General features: G+C 43.0%; 10 protein-coding genes. 3 read left to right on the forward strand and 7 right to left on the reverse strand.

Features of this window, described 5'->3' with window-relative positions:
• Positions 1-6 precede the first annotated feature (6 nt).
• The 3 genes from Q1W14_RS00095 (at position 7) to Q1W14_RS00105 (ending at position 7736) form a co-directional block, all read left to right on the forward strand.
• On the forward strand, positions 7-1422 hold the full coding sequence (locus Q1W14_RS00095) for a glycoside hydrolase family 30 protein (RefSeq protein WP_300698064.1): 1416 nt from the start codon (positions 7-9) through the stop codon (positions 1420-1422).
• A 154-nt stretch (positions 1423-1576) separates the two neighbouring features.
• Positions 1577-5599 carry a glycoside hydrolase family 2 TIM barrel-domain containing protein gene (locus Q1W14_RS00100; RefSeq protein WP_300698066.1) on the forward strand — a complete coding sequence of 1341 codons (4023 nt, stop codon included), beginning with the start codon at positions 1577-1579 and terminating at the stop codon, positions 5597-5599.
• A 37-nt stretch (positions 5600-5636) separates the two neighbouring features.
• The gene (locus Q1W14_RS00105; protein WP_300698068.1) at positions 5637-7736 is read left to right on the forward strand and encodes a S9 family peptidase; all 2100 of its coding nucleotides are present in this window, start codon (positions 5637-5639) and stop codon (positions 7734-7736) included.
• A gap of 145 nt (positions 7737-7881) precedes the next feature.
• Here the strand turns inward: Q1W14_RS00105 and Q1W14_RS00110 are convergent, their stop codons facing one another.
• From Q1W14_RS00110 to Q1W14_RS00140, 7 genes are all read right to left on the reverse strand, one after another.
• Positions 7882-9972 (reverse strand): DUF6259 domain-containing protein, encoded by a 2091-nt coding sequence (locus tag Q1W14_RS00110; protein WP_300698070.1) that lies wholly within the window; start codon positions 9970-9972, stop codon positions 7882-7884.
• 18 nt (positions 9973-9990) lie between these two features.
• Positions 9991-12015 carry a DUF6259 domain-containing protein gene (locus tag Q1W14_RS00115; protein WP_300698072.1) on the reverse strand — a complete coding sequence of 675 codons (2025 nt, stop codon included), beginning with the start codon at positions 12013-12015 and terminating at the stop codon, positions 9991-9993.
• Between the two features lie 78 nt (positions 12016-12093).
• On the reverse strand, positions 12094-12936 hold the full coding sequence (locus Q1W14_RS00120) for an endonuclease/exonuclease/phosphatase family protein (protein ID WP_300698073.1): 843 nt from the start codon (positions 12934-12936) through the stop codon (positions 12094-12096).
• 134 nt (positions 12937-13070) lie between these two features.
• Positions 13071-15830, reverse strand: coding sequence for a GH92 family glycosyl hydrolase (locus Q1W14_RS00125; RefSeq protein ID WP_300698075.1), 2760 nt, complete (start codon positions 15828-15830; stop codon positions 13071-13073).
• A 23-nt stretch (positions 15831-15853) separates the two neighbouring features.
• Entirely contained in the window at positions 15854-16543 is a 690-nt protein-coding gene (locus Q1W14_RS00130) for an SGNH/GDSL hydrolase family protein (protein WP_300698077.1), read from the reverse strand.
• Positions 16544-16802: 259 nt separating this feature from the next.
• Positions 16803-18965, reverse strand: coding sequence for a glycoside hydrolase family 3 C-terminal domain-containing protein (locus Q1W14_RS00135; protein ID WP_300698078.1), 2163 nt, complete (start codon positions 18963-18965; stop codon positions 16803-16805).
• Between the two features lie 56 nt (positions 18966-19021).
• Positions 19022-22405, reverse strand: a complete 3384-nt coding sequence (locus Q1W14_RS00140; RefSeq protein WP_300698079.1) for a glycoside hydrolase family 38 C-terminal domain-containing protein — start codon at positions 22403-22405, stop codon at positions 19022-19024.
• Positions 22406-22407: the final 2 nt, after the last annotated feature.

Raw genomic sequence — 22407 nt, forward strand, 5'->3', positions numbered from 1 at the left:
TAGCCTATGCGGTTTATTAGTTTAATAGTAATACTATTTCTGTGCGGAAATATTTCTGCACAGAAAATAGAGTGGTATTCTACCACTCAGGCGGCTCCCTGGGTTAAGCAGAAAGTGAAAGCAGAGCGGAACGATACGGAAAATAAGATTGTTCTTGATACCTCTAAACGCTTGCAGCTGATTACAGGTATAGGTGGATGCTTCAATGAAATGGGTTGGGATGCACTGAATGCTTTATCTGCTGAAGCTAGAGAGAATGTCCTCAAAGCCATCTTCGGAAAAGACGGAGCTTGTTTTGATTACTGTCGTCTTTCGATGGGGGCGAATGACTTTGCCATGAGTTTTTATTCTTCGGCTGATGTGGCAGGCGACTTTAATTTGGTGAATTTCAATATAGATCGTGATCGGTATATACTGATTCCCTACATCAAAGCTGCCCGTCAGATTAATCCTGATTTGCGTATCTGGGCTTCGCCTTGGTGTCCGCCGGCATGGATGAAGACGAATAATCATTATGCATCTGCCATTCGTCCTTCCGGCGAAAAAGATGTGAATGGGCTTGCACCTTCGGAGGCTATTGCAGAATTCAGTACCGGTTTCCGAATGGAAGAAGGATATCTGAAAACTTATGCCAATTATTTTGCGCGTTTCATCAAAGCTTATGAGGCGGAAGGATTGCCACTGGAGTGCATTCATGTTCAGAATGAACCTTGTTCCAATCAGGTGTTTCCTAGTTGCAAATGGCGGACTGAAGATTTGACTTTTTTCCTGGGACATTATCTTGGACCAACTTTCGAAAGAGAAAACATCCAGACTGATATCTATTTTGGAACCATCAATACGGCTAATCCGGATTATGTGCGTGTTGCCTTGCAAGATGAACAAGCTGCCAAATATATCAAGGGTGTGGGGTTCCAGTGGGACGGTAAAAAGGCTATTCCAACTATTCATCGTGAATACCCTGAGCTGAAGTTGATGCAAACCGAAACGGAATGTGGTAACGGAGCAAATTCATGGGATTATGCAGAATATACCTGGAACCTGATGAAGCATTATTTCAGCAATGGCATCAATTCATATCATTATTGGAATATGATTCTTCCTTCGCCGGGTATCAGCCCTTGGGGATGGAACCAGAATTCAATGGTATCTATCGATAAGAAAACTCATGCTGTGACGTATAATCCGGAATTCTATCTGATGAAACATCTGGGACATTTTGTACAGACTGGTGCCTATATGCTGGAAACTCCGTCTGATAAAAATATGCTGGCTTTTGTAAATCCCGATAGTACAGTCAGTGCGATTATTGCCAATGTAACTAATGCTGATGAAACAATAACTTTTGAAGTCGGAAAAGAAAAAGTAACGCTTGCCTTGCCTCCTCACTCCTTCCATACTTTAAGCTGGAAGCAACCGTAACATGAATTAGAAAGTTAGATTAAGAAATAATCTTCATTCTCAGACAGATGTCTGTAATAATATAAGGTATGCTAAAAAAAGCATGCCTTATTTTTATTCTCTCCTTAAAACTAATACTTTTGCAGATATATAACCTTAATAACTAATCTATCTTATGAAGAAAATTCTTAGTGCACTGCTTCTTAGTGCTTTAGTTTTGCCTGTAGCGGCGGAAGGTGGCAATTTGCTAAAAGGGTATCAGTATGCTACTATTGAAGCACCTGATGGCAAAGAATGGGAATCTCCCGAACGACTTGCTTTGAACAAAGAACAACCTCATGCTATTTTTTACTCTTTTGCTGACGCAACTACTGTTCGTAAAGTGTTGCCTGAAAACAGTTCGTATTGGATGAGTCTTAATGGTGATTGGAAATTCAATTGGGCGCCCGACCCTGACAAGCGTCCGAAGGACTTCTATCGTACGGACTATGATGTAAACAGCTGGGATGAGATACCTGTACCTTCCAGTTGGAATATCTATGGTGTTCAGAAAGACGGATCGCTGAAATATGGCACACCAATTTATGTCAATCAACCGGTAATCTTCCAGCATAAAGTAGCGGTGGACGACTGGCGTGGAGGAGTGATGCGCACACCACCCGCAAACTGGACCACATTCAAAGATCGCAACGAAGTCGGTTCTTATCGCCGCGACTTCACTGTACCCGCAAGTTGGGACGGTCGTGAAGTTTTTATAAACTTCGATGGTGTGGATTCTTTCTTTTATCTTTGGATTAACGGACATTATGTAGGTTTTTCTAAGAACTCCCGTAACTTGGCAAGTTTCAACATAACGCCTCATCTGGTAAAAGGTAAAAACGTGGTTGCTGCCGAAGTATATCGTAGTTCCGACGGTTCGTTTCTCGAAGCGCAGGATATGTTCCGCTTGCCGGGTATCTTCCGCACGGTTGCATTGACTTCTGTTCCGAAAGTACATGTTCGGGATTGGGTAGTGACTCCCGACTTGAACGCAACTCTCGACGAAGGTACTTTGACCATTAAAGCTGACATCCGTAATCTTGATAAGAAGGAAGTTAAAGGCTATAGTATGGTTTATTCGCTTTATGCCAATAAATTGTATTCGGATGAAAATACATTGGTAGCTTCCGGTGCTGCAACTACCCCTATCAATCCGATAGATAAAGATGGAATCGTGTCGTGTCAGACAATTCTAGTGCAGAAAACTCCTAGTTTGTGGTCGGCTGAAAAGCCTTACCGTTATACATTGGTAGGAGAATTGAAAGATAAAAAGGGACGTACTATAGAAGTGATTTCCACGTATGTAGGTTTCCGTAAAGTTGAAATTAAGGATACTCCTGCTTCTGCTGATGAATTCGGATTGGCTGGACGTTACTATTATATCAATGGCAAAACTGCCAAACTGAAAGGTGTTAATCGTCACGAATCCAATCCGGGTGTAGGACATGCTATCACCCGCGAAATGATGGAGAAGGAAGTGATGCTGATGAAAAAAGCGAATATTAATCATGTTCGTAATTCTCATTATCCCGATGATCCTTACTGGTACTACTTATGCGATAAATATGGCATCTATCTCGAAGATGAGGCAAATCTCGAATCACACGAATATTATTATGGAAAAGCTTCCTTGTCACATCCAGTAGAGTGGGAGAGTGCACATGTAGCCCGTGTTATGGAGATGACGCATAGTACTGTTAATCATCCTTCTATTGTTATCTGGTCATTAGGAAATGAAGCCGGTCCGGGTAAGAACTTTGTAACCGCTTATAATGCGCTGAAAGCCTTCGACCTCTCACGTCCCGTGCAGTATGAACGAAATAATGATATTGTGGATATGGGCTCTAATCAATACCCCTCTATTGCATGGACGCGCGAAGCTGTAAAAGGAAAATATGACATCAAATATCCGTTCCATATCTCAGAGTATGCCCACTCTATGGGTAATGCCTGTGGTAATTTGGTGGACTATTGGGATGCCATCGAATCTACTAACTTCTTCTGTGGCGGTGCTATTTGGGACTGGGTAGATCAATCTATGTACAACTATACTGCCGATGGCAAACGTTATCTGGCATACGGTGGTGACTTTGGTGATACTCCCAACGATGGACAATTCGTGATGAACGGCATCGTCTTCGGTGACCTTGAACCCAAACCCCAATACTATGAAGTGAAGAAGGTGTACCAGCATATCAGTGTGAAAGCACTGGATGTAGAGAAAGGTAGCTTCGAAATATTTAATAAATACTACTTTAAGGACTTGTCCGACTATCAAGTGCGCTGGTCGCTTTATGAGAATGGAAAAGAAGTGCAGAACGATTTGCTTCCTGTAGGCCAGGTTGCTCCCCGTAGCCGTGTTACTGTTCAGATTCCATACGACTATCAGACTCTGAAGCCGGAAGCTGAATACTTTGTGAAAGTCCAATTCCAACTGAAAGAAACAGAACCTTGGGCAGAAAAAGGCTATACGATGGCCGAAGAGCAAATAGCATTGAAGCAAGCAACGGGTTTGCCTGATATGGGTACGGCTACAGCCTCAGCCGCTAATCTGAACCTGGACAAAGCGGATGCTCGATTCACCACTATCAAGGGCGATGGCTTTGAGGCTCGTTTTGATATGCAGACCGGTACAATTTATAGTTTGAAGTATAATGGTGAAACGATTATTGCTGATGGCAACGGCCCGCAACTCGATGCACTTCGTGCTTTCACTAATAATGATAACTGGGCTTATTCAGCTTGGTTTGAAAGCGGGCTGCATAACTTGAAGCATAGGGCCACTCAAAGCAAAGTGATGCAACGTGCTGACGGTACGATAGTTCTTGCCTTTACTGTAGAATCGCAAGCGCCGAATGCTGCCCGTATTCTTGGCGGAACATCCAGCGGTAAGAATAAGATTGAAGAGCTGACCGAACAGAAATTCGGAGAGAATGACTTTAAGTTTACTACCAATCAGATATGGACAGTTTATCGTGACGGCTCTATTGAATTGCAAGCCGGTATTACATCCAATCGTCCTGGTTTAGTATTGCCCCGTTTAGGTTATCTGATGAAAGTTCCCGGAGAATATGAGAACTTTACTTACTACGGTCGTGGTCCTATCGAGAATTATCCCGATCGCAAGACTGGACAGTTCATTGAGATCTACCATAATAAGGTGGCTGACGAGTTCGTCAACTTCCCTAAACCACAGGACATTTCTAACCATGAAGATGTGCGTTGGTGTGCACTTACTAAGGGTAACGGCGTCGGTGCCCAGTTTATTGCCACTAACCGTATGTCTGTAGCTCCGTTGCAATATTCGGCTGTAGATATGGTGTTGGCAGGACATCCCTATCAACTTCCAGCGGTTAATGATACCTATTTGCATTTAGATCTGGCAGTTACCGGTTTGGGTGGAAACAGTTGTGGACAAGGAGGTCCGTTAATTGATGACCGTGTATTTGCCGGGCAACATTCTTTTGGATTTATTATTCGTCCGGCTAGTCAAAATCTAATAGCAGCTGCACAAGTAAGTGGTGACGGAGAAATTCCGTTGAGCATTGTCCGCAATAAAATGGGGGATGTTTCTTTTGTCTCTACCCGTCCTGACGCAGAGGTCTGTTATACAGTAGGAAAGAGCAAAAAGGTTCAACTATATACCGCTCCTATACCTATGCGCGACGGAGGTGTTGTTACAGCTTGGTTCAAGTCCACACCGGACATTAAATCTATACAGGCTTTCAATAAGATAGAAAAATTACAGGTAGAATTAATGAATGCCAGTAGCCAGGAAACGGATGGCGGCGAAGCTACCAATTTGGTAGATGATGATCCAAGTACTATCTGGCATACCATGTATTCGGTTACAATGGCTAAATATCCGCATTGGATTGATTTGGATGCAGGTGAAGTGAGAGCCATCAAAGGATTCACCTATCTGCCCCGTCAGGATAGCGATAACGGTAATATCAAGAATTACAGTATCCAGACAAGCTTGGACGGAAAGACTTGGAGCGATCCGGTGGCAAAAGGCAGCTTTGAAATGAATCGCAAGGAGAAGATTGTAAACTTTGATAAACCTGTCAAAGCACGCTATATCCGCTTCACGGCTCTCAGCGAACAGAGCGGACAGGACTATGCTTCTGGAGCAGAGATGTCTATCCTGGCTGAATAAGTAATGCTAAACATTGATGTCTAATTACATACTATACATGAAAAAGAATCTTATTATCCTGCTTTTGGGACTGGTCTCTTCAACTAATCTTGAAGCCCAGCTTACGAAAGCTGATTATCAGCGGGCAGATACCATTTTGAAACTAGAAAATCGTGTCTTTTCTCCGGGGGTGCGTCCCAATTGGCTTCGGGATTCTCACTACTTCTGGTATCAGAACCGCGAACCGGGCGGTAATGTCTATTATCTAGTGAATGCTGAAACCGGGCGCAAGGAAAAAGCCGCCGACAAGAAAGATCTCTCCAGCTACTTCAAAGGCAAGAATAAACACTTGGCCGAAGAACTGACGAATGAACAGAACACTAACGAATGGCGGAACGAAGATAATACAAAACCTCGTACTGTGGCATCGCCTGATAGCCTTTGGGAAGCTTATATACAGGATAACAACGTCTATGTCCGTGAACGGAAAGAACCTCGGAAACCCGTAGCTCTCACCACTGACGGTACACAAGGCTATCACTACAGCGATCGTTTGATATGGTCGCCCGACTCTCGCAAACTTGCTACCTTGAAAGTGCGCGATACGCAGGAACGTCGTATTCCCTTGTTAGAATCACACCCCGTCACCCAGGTACAACCTGTGCTGCAATGGCGTGACTATGCCAAGCCGGGCGATGTGATTCCTATCTCTTTGCCCGTCCTCTTCGATTGGACCACCCGTAAGCAAATTCCCCTTGATACTGATCTCTACGCAAACCAGTTCGATCTCTATCTCACCGGATGGCGCAAAGATAGCCGTGCGTTCACCTTCGAGTTCAACCAACGGGGACATCAGCGCTACATCGTGGGCGAAGTCAATGCTACTGATGGAAAGATCACCCATCTGGCCGATGAACAAGCTGCTACCTTCATCCATTATTACCAATGTTACCGCCACGACTTGAACGACGGACAAGAGATGCTTTGGATATCCGAACGCGACGGTTGGCGGCATCTCTATCTCTTGGGTAACGATGGACAAGTAAAACGTCAAATAACCAAAGGCGAGTGGGTAGTACGCAACGTCGATTATGTGGATGAGGTCAACCGCGTGATTTATTTTAACGCTTGCGGTTTCAACCCCGATGAAGACCCTTATCACTTGCATTATTGTCGCATCAATATGGACGGTACCGGTTTCAAAGATCTCACTCCCGAACCCGCCAATCATCAGGTAACGGCTTCTTCAGATCATAAATATCTCGTTGATGCCTACTCTCGTGCCGATATGCCCTATACATCGGTGTTGCGCAGTTCTACAGACGGTTCCATTATTGCTCAACTCGGAAAAAGCGATATCAGCGAACTGACAGCTTCGGGCTGGCAAATGCCTGAAGTTTTCCATGCCAAAGGTCGTGACGGCAAGACCGATATTTGGGGAAAGATCCTTCGTCCCTCTAATTTCGATACATCCAAGTCGTATCCGGTTATCGAGATGATCTACGCAGGCCCTCACGATTCCCATGTGGAGAAATACTTCCGTGCTACCGACCATCTCTGTTCCCGTTTGGTGGAATTAGGCTTTATCGTTGTCAAGATTGATGGTATGGGTACTTCCAACCGTTCCAAAGCCTTTCACGATGTCTGCTGGAAGAACCTGAAAGATGCCGGATTTCCCGACCGTATCGCTTGGATAAAAGCTGCCGCTAAGCAGTACTCCTATATGGATATTGAACGTGTAGGTATCTACGGATGGTCTGCCGGAGGTCAAAATGCAATGGCAGCCCTGCTCTTTCACAACGATTTCTATAAAGCTGCTGTAGCCCTCTGTGGTTGCCACGACAATCGTATGGATAAGATTTGGTGGAACGAGCAATGGATGGGCTATCCGATAGATGAATCTTATAGCGCCTCTTCCAATGTAGACAATGCTTGGCGACTGAAAGGCAAACTACTACTGATAAATGGCGAGCTGGACGATAATGTTGACCCTGCATCGACTTTGCAGGTAGTGAGTGAACTGATGAAAGCTAATAAGAACTTCGACCAACTCTATCTGCCCGGTAAAGGTCACAGTCTGGGTGGGACGTTCGAGATGCATAAGATACATGATTTCTTTGTGGAGAGTCTGTTGGGGCAGAAAGCTCCGGAATGGTAAGTTTGTAAGAAGTCGTTTTAAGATATTCAGAAAATTATAGTTTTGGTTCTTCGTCACTTAGAGGAGTAAGTGACGAAGAACCAAAAAACTAGAATGGCATTGGAATGAGACTGTGATGTTTTAATTGTATGTCTCTAAGTTTAGGCTATTTCTCCATAATTACAACCATAGACTGAGGTCCGATTTCCACTTGTCCCTTAAACTTGACTGGCGATTGCCTTTCCGGCGAAACCATAATTAATGGAGAGTTGGAGTTATCCAAAGATATAGTTGCCGTATTCGCCTTCCGACTATCTACATTGTATGCCACTACCGCCTTCTTACCAGTCTTGTTGTTACGGAAAACGGTATACCGGATATTATCTCCTTTAACTTTAGCACCCAGCACATCTTGGTATTCGGCATCCCACAAAAAGTCGGAATAGCGTTTTCTCAGCTTGTCAACCTTTTGTCCGTATTCCATCACACGGGGGAACTCACTTAAACTTCCCTTGAAGTTCCTCACTTCGTAACTCATCGAGTACTTCATCGCTGCGCACATATTTACATGGTTCTTGTCATTGTGGTCAATGACCGCGCAAGCAACCGGCACTTCGGAGTCTATATAACGTAATACCGGCTCATGGTGGTAATCGGCACGAGTATATGTACTGTAGTACTGCGTTTGTAGGTCATACGGGCCTTCGCCAGTCATCAGGAAGTCAGGATTAGTTTTTTGGCACATTTCGTAGAACTCGCGCCCCAGAAGGTCAGCACCCTTATATACGAATCCGGGGACTTTATGTCCATGATTGGGATTGAAGCAGAGCATTGCTCCGGCATGATGCTGATTCTCGTCATAAACCATACCGGGTGCACCTAGGTCAAGACATTTCTGGAATTCCGTATGCAACTTCTTACGGAGGTTTTCGTCCATCATGCAGAAGATACCGAATCTACGGGTATTCATGCCTTCAAGTTGGGTGTATGTGTTGTAGTTGTAACCCGGATGGATACAGGTATCACGCTCTGCATTCCATGCCAGATTGGGCAAGTATTGTTCATGGTAGTCTGTAGTAAGGTCAGCCCAGGTGAATTTCGTGAAAAGAAGAATCTTCACTCCTTTTCTTCCAGCATCGACAATCGCTTTCTTAAACTCTTCGACTGTGCCTAAACGGGGATCAAGACTGTGTACAGGAAGTCCTCTGTCCTGGCCGCCCATAGTCCATCCCGTAAGTTGGATGGCATCCACACCGTACCGTTTGCATTCGTCCACATACTTGCCCAGATCTTTAATCTTGAAGTTGGTGTTCGATTCTGAAGAATTAATCTGGAGCTGCTGCCATGAGTTCACATGCTTCAGCCACTCCGCTCTGTGAGGGGGTACAAACCAGGTACTACGCCATTTCTTGTAGATGTCAACGCCATTGTGCCAAGTACCTACGTAAGGTGTCATGATGAAAGGAACAAGTTCCTTGTTCGAATATCCCGGCAGATACAACATTCTGGCTGCCCTGAGACGGATTCTCATCAGTTTACGTTCTCCATATCCTTTCTTTGATGTAGCTGAACCGATATACGCAGCATACTCCGGCGTAGGAACTGTTTCGTATTCACAACGGATATACTCGTCCAGCTTATGATCCATACTCGATATGTACAAACCTTGTTTCATGTTATGAATCAAGGTAAACGAGTGTTCTGGCATATTGCTCCATCCCTTTCCAGCTTCTCTGGGATAGAGTTCTTCAGTATTGAACTTGGTGTAGTTCATATATTGGAAGAGCATTCTTTCGGTATCGGCAGGAAGGGTTACTTCACCCAGGAAAGGCCAGGATAGTTGTTCGATGGTGGCATTGGAATTGTTATCAATCCGTCCGCCATAAACCAGTCCGTCCGGTGTCATAGTGATTGTTCCCACGATCTTCACGTTGAGTTGTTCACCGCCCACTTTTAGGGTCTTCCAGATAAAAGTAAGTTCATTTCCCTGTATCGTTACCTCCGGTGGCTCCTGGGAAGAGGCATTAATTATACGGAAAGTACCGTTGGCAAGCTTGATATTTGCTTCGAAGGAGCAAGACGCCTTTTCGTCTTCCATCACATTCCAACCGGTCATCTTGCTTTGCAAACCCGTTAAAGCACCCCGGTTAAGATCTACTTCGGCTTGCATATTCTCATTTTCCAGCAGATACTTCTGCTGTGCTCCCAGTCCTATGCTGAGGAGCAGCATTGATAATATTATAGGTATTCTCTTCATCTATTTTCAGCGATTATTCTATTTTTCCATTATAATTGCAACGGAAAGGGGGGCCAGTTCCACTGTTCCGTTAAAAGTTTGGCTTTTCAATGATTCAGGAGTGGCATATACCAAAGAGGTACTATTATCCAGGGCAACGCTTACTTTGGAATCCCAATCATTGCTTATATTTGTCACTATGACTGCACGCTTGCCGTTGCGGGCAATAAAAACAGCGTATTCCACATATGCGCCATTGACAGTCGCTCCGTTGCACTCATCGAATGTAGCAGTCCAGATATAGTCGGAATAACGGTTGCGTAATGCTTTTATCTGTCTGCCATACTCTGTTATGTGCGGATAGTCTGAAAGCCGATTACTGAAGAAATTCAAATCATAGACAATATTCATTCGGTTGAGTAATGCCTTGTTCATTTCTCTACGTGCATTTCTGACTTCTACGCGGCTCACCATAGGAGTAGCAGGGTTCATAAAACGATGACGGGCATAGAAATCATCATTGACACTAACCTGGCATCCGTCATAAATGTCGTTCTGATATTCAATGAAACCCCGTCCCATAGCTACCTTATCGCCATTAGCGGCAAGAGCTTCAGTCATTTCGCTGTCTATTTTCATCATGCCGTTAATGGTCGGTTCACCGAAGCGGTGGTTGTGGTTCCTGTCGAAACACATGAAAGTTTTGTTGTTGTGGTTATGGTCATTGTTCATATAACCGTCGGCGGCATGCAGGGCAGGAAGCTTGAGCCATTCCTTTTTTATCCAGTCCTGGATGGCAGGAGCATTGGGACACATGTTGTTATAGTTATATGGCATGTTGAACGGATCGGTCATCACGTACTTTCTCAGATTTTCGTTGTAGCCTTTCGCATGTCTGTCAACGCTAGTCCAATTGGTTTCAAGCACTACACGTAAGCCCAGTTTGTGGCATTTGGCAATAGCTTCTTCCAAACCGGGAACTTCAACAATATGTCCGTCCACACCTCTGAACCAGCCATTCACCAGAAGTACATCAACGCCTAGTTTGGCACTCTCCTCTGCATAACGAAGTAAATCCACACCACTGCTGATGCTTGCTTTTCTCCAGGTCAAAGGACTTGCGAGCCATTCCGGGGTTTTCCTTTTCGCTTTGCTAGCCTGTTTTACGCGGTCGTTTTTATAGATATCCACTCCTTTGGTCCAGCCTCCCTTGTAGGTGACAAACTCCAGCGGATCGAGCATTGAAGATTCACCCGGTCTGTTATAAACCACATGATTGGCCTTGAACTGGATACGCACCATTTCACCATCCATCTCGTCGGTATAAGGATTCTCGCCTCTGACTTCAAATCCGGGAATCAGTTCGAAAGAAGTAATAAGCATATACTTCGGCAACTGGCGTGTATAAGCCATGAAGCCTCTTTCACGGTCATTGACTTGCAAGAAGAATTTCTCGGGAAGAACATACGTGGATGTAGGATAATCTACTCCCCAATAACCATGCTGGTTGAAGAAGTGGGGGAATAGTTCCCGTACATCGCTACGTGTGCTATGATGTAGTGGTTGTGTTTTGTCGGGCACGGTAATTTCTCCAATACACGGCCAGGATACGTATTCTATAGGATATTCGCTTTTATTGACCAGACTGCCTGAAAATTCCAGTCCCTTGCCTGTCAGGCTGACTACCCCTTTGAAGGTTATATCCGCCTCTTTATCCATATGTTCGGATTTCATGCCGCGCCAGGTAAACGTAATCCTGTTATCGTCCTGCTGAATAATGGGATTACTTTGCTTAATACCTTTTATCACATTGAACCTACAGTCGGCATCAGTCATTTGGGGACCTTCCAGCGGCATCAGCACTTCAAACGATTGTCCCAGAACTTCGCGCCTCATAATCTCCCATCCTGAATTCTTGTCAGTCATCCGCATCAGTGCACCACTTTCCGCATCAAAGACCACCGCGATGTGTTTGTTTTCCAGGACTATGTGTTTGTTTTTCTGACCGGAAAAGGCGGATAGGCAAAATAGAAGTGAACAAGCTAATAGAGCTCTTTTTCTCATAAAAGTAATTCTGTTTATTAGTTTCTAATAAGGTGGTTTAATTTGCACAGCAATCTTATTGTCAAGCCTGCACTGCTGTTAGTATGTTACCAAGATAGGATTATGATCTGAATAATATCCGTTTTCCGGTTGATCGGCAATAACTCTGTATTTTTTTACTTGAATAAGTTCGTTCACGAAAATGAAGTCTATTAGAGAACGTTCTTTTTCAGGAACACGTCCAAAACCATGGAATGATCCTGAAGGACCATATTTGATAGGAGAATCCAGACAAGTAGCTTTTAATGTACCGTCGGTCAGTATACTGAAAGGCTCGGAGTCGGGAGTGAGATTGAAGTCACCTGTAATGACTAGAGGAAGTGAATCTGCAATTTCTTTCACTTTGGCGAGTAATAGTTTAGCACTCTCTCGGCGAGATACCTGTCCTACATGGTCAAAATGTGTATTGAAAACAGCTATTTTTTCTCCGTTTGACATGTCTTTTAGTATTGCCCATGTAACAATACGTTCGAAAGCGGAATCCCATCCTTTTATCCCAAATTTATCAGGTGATTCGCTTAGCCCAAAATCCCCGTGTTTTAATAGCTTGTATCGATTGGTGTTGAAGAAGATAGGATTGAATTCTCCCTTCTCTTTGCCGTCAACTCGTGCTACTCCAACAGAGGAATATTGTGGGAGACGCTTCTTTAAATCACTCAACTGGTTTTTCATTACTTCTTGTAATCCAAGCAAATCAGGAGTATAATAATTTATTAGTAGGGCTACGTTATCTGCCCTAAACTTCCAAGTATTGGCACTGTCTCCCGGATTGTCGAAGCGGATATTGAAAGACATTGCAACTGTTGGAAAAGTCTTTTTTTGCGCCAAGGCTGTCAATACAAATAGGCACATGGCACTGATTAAAAAAAGTTTTGTTTTCATATATTGATTTGTATTACCTGATATTACTAATTCCGTAACAAAGAAACTACTTACAATTCGGAAGTTAAAGTCTCTATAAAATAGATTCTTTAACTCTCGAATGTATTTAGTGAATATATACTATAGAGGTATAGTTACTCTGTCGGTAAGCCTTTATTTCCCCATTTAGTATTAGGCTTCGGACTCATCCATAAGTTTAGTTCTCCTCCATTGGCGAATGCTTCGTGCGAGAACCAGAATGTATTAAGGGCTTTCCCGTTGAGGCTTGCTTTGTTTATATACATATTCTGTTCAGAGTTATTATAAGTCCGAATTACAAATTTGTCGGACTGGCTGGCAGGATAATAACGTTTGTCTAAGTGGATGATGATTTCATCGAAAACCGGTGACGTTATTTCGTATATAGGCTTAGCAGAAGCTGTACCTCGAACACTGAATAAACCTAAAGACATCAGTGCACTGACACCACCCATCTGCCCTTGGTCTTCATCATGTCCACCATAACCTCTATCCGGTGTAGTTGCACCGTATGCCTGTTCATTGACCCTGCGTACCCAATACTGGCTGAGCCACGGCTTGCCTCCCCAGTTGAATGCATGAGCATTTGAACATCCCGGCTGATTGGCATAACTTACATATCCCGTACCATAACCGAATACAAAATCCTGTGGAGCAGCCTGCTCAAAAGCATGATTCAGCTTATTGCAGAATTCATTCTCACCTCCCATCATTTCTGATAATTTGGGCAGAGCATGTGAAATACCAAAGCTGGCCTGCCATGCATTCGCTTCTATATAGCCATCTCCTTTCAGTGGGTCTTCGTGAATCCATTCTCCCTTGTCATTTTTAGGGAAGATTAATTGCTGTGTGGGATGATATAGTTTCTCCCATCCGTTGGAGCGAGAACGGAAATACTCGGTTTCGTTGCTAAGTCCAAGGCGAACTGCCATTTGAGACAAAGCCCAATCCTGAAAATTAGACTCTATAGTCATACCGGCATTCCCCGGCTGATAACCATTATCAAGATAATAATCCCCAATACCCATCATGCCGCCCGGCATGTGGTTGCGCTGCATTGTTTTGAAGGCATGCATCGGGTCGCATTTCTTCATCAGACCTTTATTGTAGGTAGATACAATTAAGGGAGTGGCAGGACATCCGGACATGATATAAGTATATCCTCCGGCACAAGGTCCGCGTGGGATGAGTCCGCCATTGTCAGCATAACGAATGAGCGAAGCAGACATTTCGTCCATCATTTCGGGCCATCCTAAACCCCACAATATATTAAGATTCCATTGGGTAAGCCAAAAAGCATCGGAATTGTACATGTGGTGCAATACCTTTCCGTCTTCTCCGCGTGGAAGCGTGCGTGTTTTCGGATGGATGTTACGGGTAAAAGAATAATATCTTTCTCCTTCAGTCAAATCGGGATATTCTCCGTTTACGTCGTCTATTTTGTGTCTGCCAAGCAGTACGTGCCATAAATCTGTATAAAACTTGGTACGCTGGTCTTGTGTTCCCCCTTTGACTTCAATGCGTCCCAGCCATTCGTTCCACTCATTCTGAGAGGTTTTTTTTACTTGGTCGAAATCCCATGTGGTGGCATCGTTCTCCAGATTTTCTCGTGCATTGGCTGCACTGACAAAAGATATGGCTGTACGGATGCGAATCTTCTCTCCGGTTTTAACTTTGTAGTGTGCCGATACGCCGGATGTGGGTGAGTCCAGGTAACTGAGCTCTTCTGTCGGGAATCGTCTGGTGATGGCCGATGAACCTCTGAGTGTGTCTATTCCACGGAAACGTTCTTTATCACGCCATCCGTCCAGTCTTTCGAAATCCTTGTCGAAGCGTACTACGAAGTGGATTTTTACATTCTCCGGGCCTCCCCAATGCCGGCCGTAAGTATCGAAACTTCCTTCTATTTCGTTGTTGGAGACTCTCTTTACAGATGCATTACGCATGGTGGTAGAAGCAATGTAGCCACCGAGGTTCACGAGTATATCCGCATCAGAGTCTTTTGTATAGGTAAGCTGGTACATGCCGGTCCGGTCTGTGGCGGTTTGTTCCACCCAGATGCCGTAGTCCTTCAGGTACATTCTGTGATATCCGGGTTGTGCTATCTCTTCTTCGTGTAGGAAGGTCGATTTCCAGTTTTCCTCTCCGAGAGTCGGGTTTACATTTCCTGTAGTAGGCATAAGCGTAAGTCCGGCAAGTACCCAACAGTGAATCTGAGGAAATCCGAGCACTTCTGTTGAGTTGTAATTATAGCCACCACCAAACTGATTGCGGTTACGGGTCATGGGAGCTGCTCCAATCATTCCAAAAGGCTGATTACCTGTAATGAAGAAGAAATATCGTCCTTTGGTTGTCTCGATAAATGGATTTACTTGGGAAACGAAATCTTTGCATGCTTCGGCAGGCGGATAAACCTCGATCTCCGAAAGACCAATATAGGAACCAATGGCATCGTTGGCGGCGAACTTCACCCAACGAACTTTCTTGGGTTCGAATTCTACCACTTTTGGAGTGCCGTCATTGGGAATTCCAACTACTCCGATTCTGCTGCCATCGCTGAAGTATAAATCTCCACCAGCCATATGAGCATCTTTGTTAGGACGATCATACAGAATAATTTTCGAGATAGTAACCTCTTCTTTCCAGTCGAGTTGTAGCCACGGGAAAGGCAACTGTTGCCAGTAGGGCATGATTGCCCCTGATGCCCACTCTCCTGCATTATCAAGATGTATAAGTCCGTCGATTGCTTTCTCGGCACCGCTTGCTGCATCTCTTGACGAAGAAGCTGTTGCTAGGGTGGCGATATTGCCTGTGCCTGCAAACGCGGTAAACGATACCCAAGTGCTGCATAGTAATACTATGAGAAGTCTTTTCATGTTGTTAATTAGATTATTATTATTTAGTGTTTTACGTTTATAACTCCGAGAGCTTTCAATATGTGTGGTAGCACAAGTTCTCTTTGTGCGGTAATGTTCGGATGAATACCGTCCGGCACATGTCTGCGAAATTCCTTTTCACCCTTTTTTAGTAATGGTACCCAGTATTCATAATGGTCTATCAGTTTAACCTTAAGTTTTTTAGCTTCTTTCCGATATAAATTATAGTAGAGTTCGATGTCCGGTCTTTGTGTCTTGTGTTCCGCTATAGGCATGTTCATTACTTGGATATAGATGGAACAGCTTGGATGTAACTCCCGAATCCTGAACACCATGTATTCGAGATTTAATCTTGCCGCTTCTACAGAAGTGGAATAGGGTAGATAAGCGTCATTCATCGCAAACTCGATAATTACCATATCGGGCTTCTGTTCCAGAACTCTTTCGCGCAGGTTCTCTACTCCCCAGGAAGACCACATGGCAGCTTGTGCACTATTGATGACTTCTGCTTTCCCGAGATAGAGTGCGCTCAAACTATCTTCCAACATTGCCGCCCATCCTTCCTTGGATGCGGAAAGACTTGTGCCATATACAACGATTTTTTGATTCTCACCGCTCGCAAGCCTCTTGATAACTTTGTCTTGAGCTGATGTAGTCATTACCGTCATCAACAAAAAGATTGCTGTAGCGAGATATTTAATAGTTGCCTTCATTAGTGAATTTATAGGTTCAGTTATATGAATATTCTATACAATTTTAGTCCTATTTCTTTGGTTCCTTAAAAGGTGCTATTGCTTTTTACTAAAAATTGGTCGGAGATTTACTAAATCTTCGGTGACGATTTACTAAATCTCCGGAACAAATTTACTAAAAATAATTACCCCTCTGTGAAGGTATTCTGACGGGGATTTGGAATATCATAATAATGACTTGTTCCTTTTAAGAAAAATCAATACATATATGCGTTCCCGGTTACTCCAAAGAGAAAGTTGCTGTCGCTTTTATGTCGTCAGAAGCCGCTCCAATAAGAACTTGGAACTTGCCAGGCTCTGCAACCCACTCGTGGCGTGCAGGATCATAAAAGCTCAAAGCGTCTTTTCCGATGGTAAAGTCAACACTAACCGTTTCTCCCGGAGCAATCTTCATTTTCTTGAAGCCTTTAAGTTCCTTGACCGGACGAGGCAGAGACGACTCCTTGTCCATAATGTACATTTGCACGACTTCTGCTCCCTCTCTTTTCCCAATGTTGGTAATAGGAATTGTAACAGTCAGGTTATCGGCGCTTTTCATTGCTTTTTTATCAAGCGTAATCTTTCCATAATTGAAGGATGTATAGCTGAGACCATGTCCGAAAGCAAATAAAGGTTTTATCTTCTTTTTTTCGAACCATCTGTATCCAACAAAGATACCTTCTTTATACTCTACTGTTTCACCGTCACCTGGATATGCACCGAATGTATGTGCTGCATTATCTTCTATTTTCACAGGAAAGGAGAATGGCAGTTTACCCGACGGATTGGTTTCTCCGAACAAAACGGAAGCTATCGCATTACCAGCCTCTGTACCACCATACCATGCTTGAACAATTGCAGGCACCTTCTCAGCCCAAGGCATAGCATATGCATTACCGCATATCATTACTGCAACGAAAGCCGGATTTTCTGATGATAGAGCAGCTATCAAGGCATCCTGATTATACGGAATATTGTAAGATTGTCTGTCCACTCCTTCACAATCTTGATAAAGGCTTTTGTTCATACCGCCTACATATACTATAATGTCTGCACTCTTGGCTGCTTTCACTGCTTCGGCATGTAAACTATCGTTTACTGACTCTGATGCAACCGATGAGTATCCAGGTTGGTATTCGACCTTTGCCCGACCGGCAACATACTTGCGAATACCTTCAAGAGGGACTACTTCGTATTTTGATTTGGCTTCCGAAGAACCACCATCACGACTCATCATTTTCGTGGCGTTCTCACCAACCACAAGTATATTCTTCAAAGATTCTATATTCAGTGGTAGAATATTCTTGTTGTTTTTCAAAAGAACAATTCCTTCTTCGGCAATTCTACGTGAAGCCATTGCATGCTCTTCCGAAGCAAGAGTTCCCCAAGGACGTCCTTCTGACATATTGGTTCGATACATCATGCGCAATACTCGTCTGACTTTTTCATTCAGAACTTCTACACTTGTTTTATTTTCCCTTAGTAGTTTCAGATAAGGTTTGGCGAGACGGTAGTTCTGATATGCTTCTATTGAACCAAGATCTGTACCGAACTCCATGTCCAAGCCATTATCAATAGCTTCCTGAGTATCGTGAGTACCACCGAAATCGGAAACTACCACTCCGTCAAATCCCCACTTATTGCGCAGTACATCATTCAAAAGATAAGAGTTGTGGCAACAATATTGTCCTTCGAATTTATTGTAAGCTCCCATGATAGCCCACACTCCACCTTCTTGTACGGCAGCTTTGAAAGCAGGAAAATAAATCTCATGCAAAGTACGTTCGTCAACAATTGTATTGATTGTAGTACGCTTAGTTTCCTGATTATTAACGGCAAAGTGTTTTACACACGCTGATACATGATTCCCTTGTACACCTTTAATGTAGGAGACTCCCATCTTGGATGCCAGATACGGGTCTTCGCCCATGTATTCGAAGTTACGGCCATTCATTGGAGTCCGGAAGATATTCACGGCAGGACCGAGAAGCATGTTCTTGTCTCTGTATAAGGCTTCTTCACTGAGACTTTTTCCAAATAAATGTCCCATGTCGGGATTCCAGGTTGCGGCAAGACACACAATGGCAGGAAATGCTGTACACGAATCACTGGACATACCAGCATGAATCCATGTTTGCCATACCATTTCCGGACGCAATCCTGATGGTCCGTCTGTCAGATTGTTTTCCGGAATACCCAATCTGGGTACTCCGGCCGAACCGTAACTTCTGTCAGCATGAATCAATCCTACTTTTTCCTCTAAAGTCATACGAGACAAAGCATCATTGATACGCTCTTCAATGGGCTTTGATGCATCTCTGTATACGGGTATATTTTGAGACCAGAGTGCCATAGGAATAGCAGTTACAGCAAGTAGGACTATTTTTCTTACATAATGCTTCATTTGTTTTTTCTATTAGTTATTACTGTTTTTTTGTTTGTAATTGTAACAGTGCATAATTACCAGGATAGTTTCACGAACTTGGTTTCCCATGGTTTTATATCCAAAGTACCGGTTGTTACTTCTTCACCTAATACATTGGAGGGTATCAGACGAATATCTTTCAATATCTTAGATTGCAAACTGATGTGTGCTTCTTTTCCATCTACCTCTCTAAGGTGTAGCAATATGGCATTTTCGTCAGGTAGAGGTTTCATGTTCACAACCAGTACATTTTGCGGATTTATGGATAGAAAACTATCACTGAACTTTGCTTTTCCATTGCTTTTGCCTGCTGGTAATGTTCTGGCAATACAAGGAACTCTGTTTTCCCATGCAAATTTAGTTGCCTTTTCCAATGAATTGCCAGGCATGGAAGTAATGAAATAATTCCATTGAAATTCTCCATGCTGGTCTGCATTGAAATTAGTAGTCCAATAGTTATTCATAACGTATGAGAATATTTGATTGGATTCAGGTACAGCCTCTTTCTTAAAGCGCCCCGTATTAATATTTCCCAGTTGCATCAAAGGCACCTCGGGAGTACCGATGATGATTTGAGAATCTTCATTTCTGACAGCTGCAAATGTTTGGATTGTACTCCAGTCATTTGAAGTTCCTTGTATTTGGTCTACTCCAGCCTCAATTACGCCTCCGGGAACATCAAAATAGATCTTGGCATCAGGCAGTGAGAAAGGAAAGGCTACATATACTGCTTCGGGGTTTGTATCTAATTTCTTAGTCAAACCAAAATGTACATCTATCCTTTTGGCACAATTATAGACCCTGAATTCTACATTCATATTATCACCGTCGCCAATACCGGCTTCCGAATGTCCGGCAAATGAATATGTATCCCATAATTCCCCGTGAGAATATCCTGTAAATTTCATATTGGCAGGAACCTTACGTGTATGCCCTTCCATTACTTTTTTATCAAGAAAACGACTGTCTAACTTCTCATGTATTAAGTCACCAAATTTCCATTCGGAGCTTTCTTCAAGAATATTTTTGCTTAATTCTTTATCAAAGATTGACTCCAGAGTTCCGCGCTTTTCATTGATCTTAAGTTCATACCATTCGTTGGAAATACTATTGAAATTGCCATTAAAATTATTTTTAGCTGAAACATCTTTTCGGTCATGTGTTTCAATGAAATATTGTTTGTATCCAAACGAAGGTATATTCTCTACCCAAAGATTCCAATAAGCACCGTCATGTTTTCTGGTTACCATTTGTGCTTTAATTTCTTTTCCGTTTTCGTCCGTAATAGTAAAGTCTTTATCTAACGGTAGAATTGAAAAGTCTATGTATGTCTTGGCAATTCCGGTACGTGACCATGAAAGTGGGTTGAAGACCATGATTGAAGGTTTTTCTGCTTTCGAAATAGATTCTTTCAGGAAGCCTAAAGCTGTTTCACCCAATAAACGTCCCCGGCGAAAACCTTCCCAAGTATAGGATGCTTTTAGGAAACGTTGTTCCATAGTCTCGCGACAGAAAGGCTTCCAAATGCTGGCATCGAAACCGTAAGTATGTTCACCATAGAACATTAGGCAATCATTTACTTCCTCAACCTCACTATAAACTCGTTCGGGAAACTTTGCCCCCAATAATTTTGTTATCGACAGCGCATTTTGGGTTGCAATCATTTCACTTTGAGTGGTTCTTGATGCAGCAGATTCAAAAGCTCCTGAGCCAAATCCATCAGTCCACCAGTCGGGCCACGCTCCTCTAATGGCAGGAATATCTTTTCCGTATCTATCTTCAATCTTGCCCATGTAGTCTTTGTATAGAGAGAGTCTCACTTTGGGCCATTCATACTTCTCATTCCATTGCTTCACAATTTCACAGGCTGCTTTGGAAGGTGCCGAATTATCTCCCCCAATTCCTAAGAACTCGCATCCCATGATGTCATATTTGAAATCTCTTTGTTCCAATCCCCGTAAATAGCCTAATAACTTGTTTTCAAAAGCTTCGAAATCAGTACCGTTAACTCCAAGCCCATTACCATGCATATAGTGTTCTCCATAATAAGCTAACATTTTTTTTCCAGAAGGTGAAGTCCACCAGAAATAAGTAGGCATTTCGAAGGGAGCTATGGCTTTATGCAAGTTGACTCCCATAGTTAAGTATTTAACTCCAATTTCCGGGAAGTATTCGTTGAAGCACCAGCCAATACCATTCACATCATTTTGGGTGGCAACCTGTATATCTTCCAGACCGAGTTTCTTGAATTCCTTCAATGGATCTAGTGAAGCTGCTAAAGTCTGTTCATCAGGTAGCTCATCAAAGTTGAAATACATGGCTGTCAATTCTATGCGACCTTCTTTTACACGTTTGATAAATCTGTCAATTTGGGATTTGGGACGTGAACGTAAGAATTCCTTTACAGCCCAGGCTCCTTCACAAGTCCAACGAAATTTAGCTGCATCAGGATAACTATCAGTAGCATCACAATAGTCCAGTACATAATCGAGGAAACGCACATGCTCCGCTAATATATCCGTCTGTGGGCGGGTATATCCTATATCTGTATGCGTAATCTGCATAAAATTAGCTTCCCATTTACGTGCCGGGATTAATTTTACATCTTTCTTATAGACTTCATCCGCTAATGCAATTTCCATAGGTAAAGTCTCTTTAGCTAAAACCGGTACTATAGGAATCTCTATATTATTCTGACCGAATTCAACTTCCCTTTTATAACTATTACCGTTGAATTTAATAAGAGCTGTTTGCGGAGCTCCAAAGTTATAATATGAAATGCTTAGTAGCTGCTTTCCATCCTTTTTCTGAATCGCAGGCTGGCATGTTACAGATATCTCGGATGATTTCATTTGGTTTTTGAAAACCATGGTCCAGCTATCTGTATTATAGTTTTCAGCAACGAGTTTTAATCTGATAGATTTTCCCGGAGTTACAAACTCCTTCGGCAGACGAAGGTACATGTAACCGAACCGGTCATCACTTCCGTCTTTCAAATGTTCTCGAAAAGCAAGAGAGCTTCCTTTACTTCCTTTCAGATCCCAGGATTTGGCTCCACCCGTATTAAATGTTACTACTTTTTTGCCATTGGCATACAGTGTTATAGGTGCGGCTATTTTTCCATGCATTAATCCTGAAATTCCGGAAGTCCAGATAATATTAATAAAATTATTCTTAATAACATTCGGAAGCTTTTCACTTTCCCATTCTATACTTTGGTTGCCACTTAACGTTCTTACTATAATGGCATCATTTACATTGGGCAAATGAGAATGAAATGAAATATCATTTCCTGCGATTTTATTCAGATAACCTTGAATAACCAAATCGTTTCTCTTAATTGGTATACTTTGAGCTGATAAATAGCAGGAAAACACTGAAATAATAAGAAAAGCTAGTGCGGTTATAATATTCTTCATAA

The sequence above is a fragment of the Bacteroides sp. genome, assembly GCF_030151085.1.
In the GTDB taxonomy this organism is placed as follows: domain Bacteria; phylum Bacteroidota; class Bacteroidia; order Bacteroidales; family Bacteroidaceae; genus Bacteroides.

Coding starts and splice junctions, on each gene's coding strand:
- Q1W14_RS00095 (WP_300698064.1), top strand. CDS start 7: ATGCGGTTTATTAGTTTAATAGTAATACTATTTCTGTGCGGAAATATT.
- Q1W14_RS00100 (WP_300698066.1), top strand. CDS start 1,577: ATGAAGAAAATTCTTAGTGCACTGCTTCTTAGTGCTTTAGTTTTGCCT.
- Q1W14_RS00105 (WP_300698068.1), top strand. CDS start 5,637: ATGAAAAAGAATCTTATTATCCTGCTTTTGGGACTGGTCTCTTCAACT.
- Q1W14_RS00110 (WP_300698070.1), bottom strand. CDS start 9,972: ATGAAGAGAATACCTATAATATTATCAATGCTGCTCCTCAGCATAGGA.
- Q1W14_RS00115 (WP_300698072.1), bottom strand. CDS start 12,015: ATGAGAAAAAGAGCTCTATTAGCTTGTTCACTTCTATTTTGCCTATCC.
- Q1W14_RS00120 (WP_300698073.1), bottom strand. CDS start 12,936: ATGAAAACAAAACTTTTTTTAATCAGTGCCATGTGCCTATTTGTATTG.
- Q1W14_RS00125 (WP_300698075.1), bottom strand. CDS start 15,830: ATGAAAAGACTTCTCATAGTATTACTATGCAGCACTTGGGTATCGTTT.
- Q1W14_RS00130 (WP_300698077.1), bottom strand. CDS start 16,543: ATGAAGGCAACTATTAAATATCTCGCTACAGCAATCTTTTTGTTGATG.
- Q1W14_RS00135 (WP_300698078.1), bottom strand. CDS start 18,965: ATGAAGCATTATGTAAGAAAAATAGTCCTACTTGCTGTAACTGCTATT.
- Q1W14_RS00140 (WP_300698079.1), bottom strand. CDS start 22,405: ATGAAGAATATTATAACCGCACTAGCTTTTCTTATTATTTCAGTGTTT.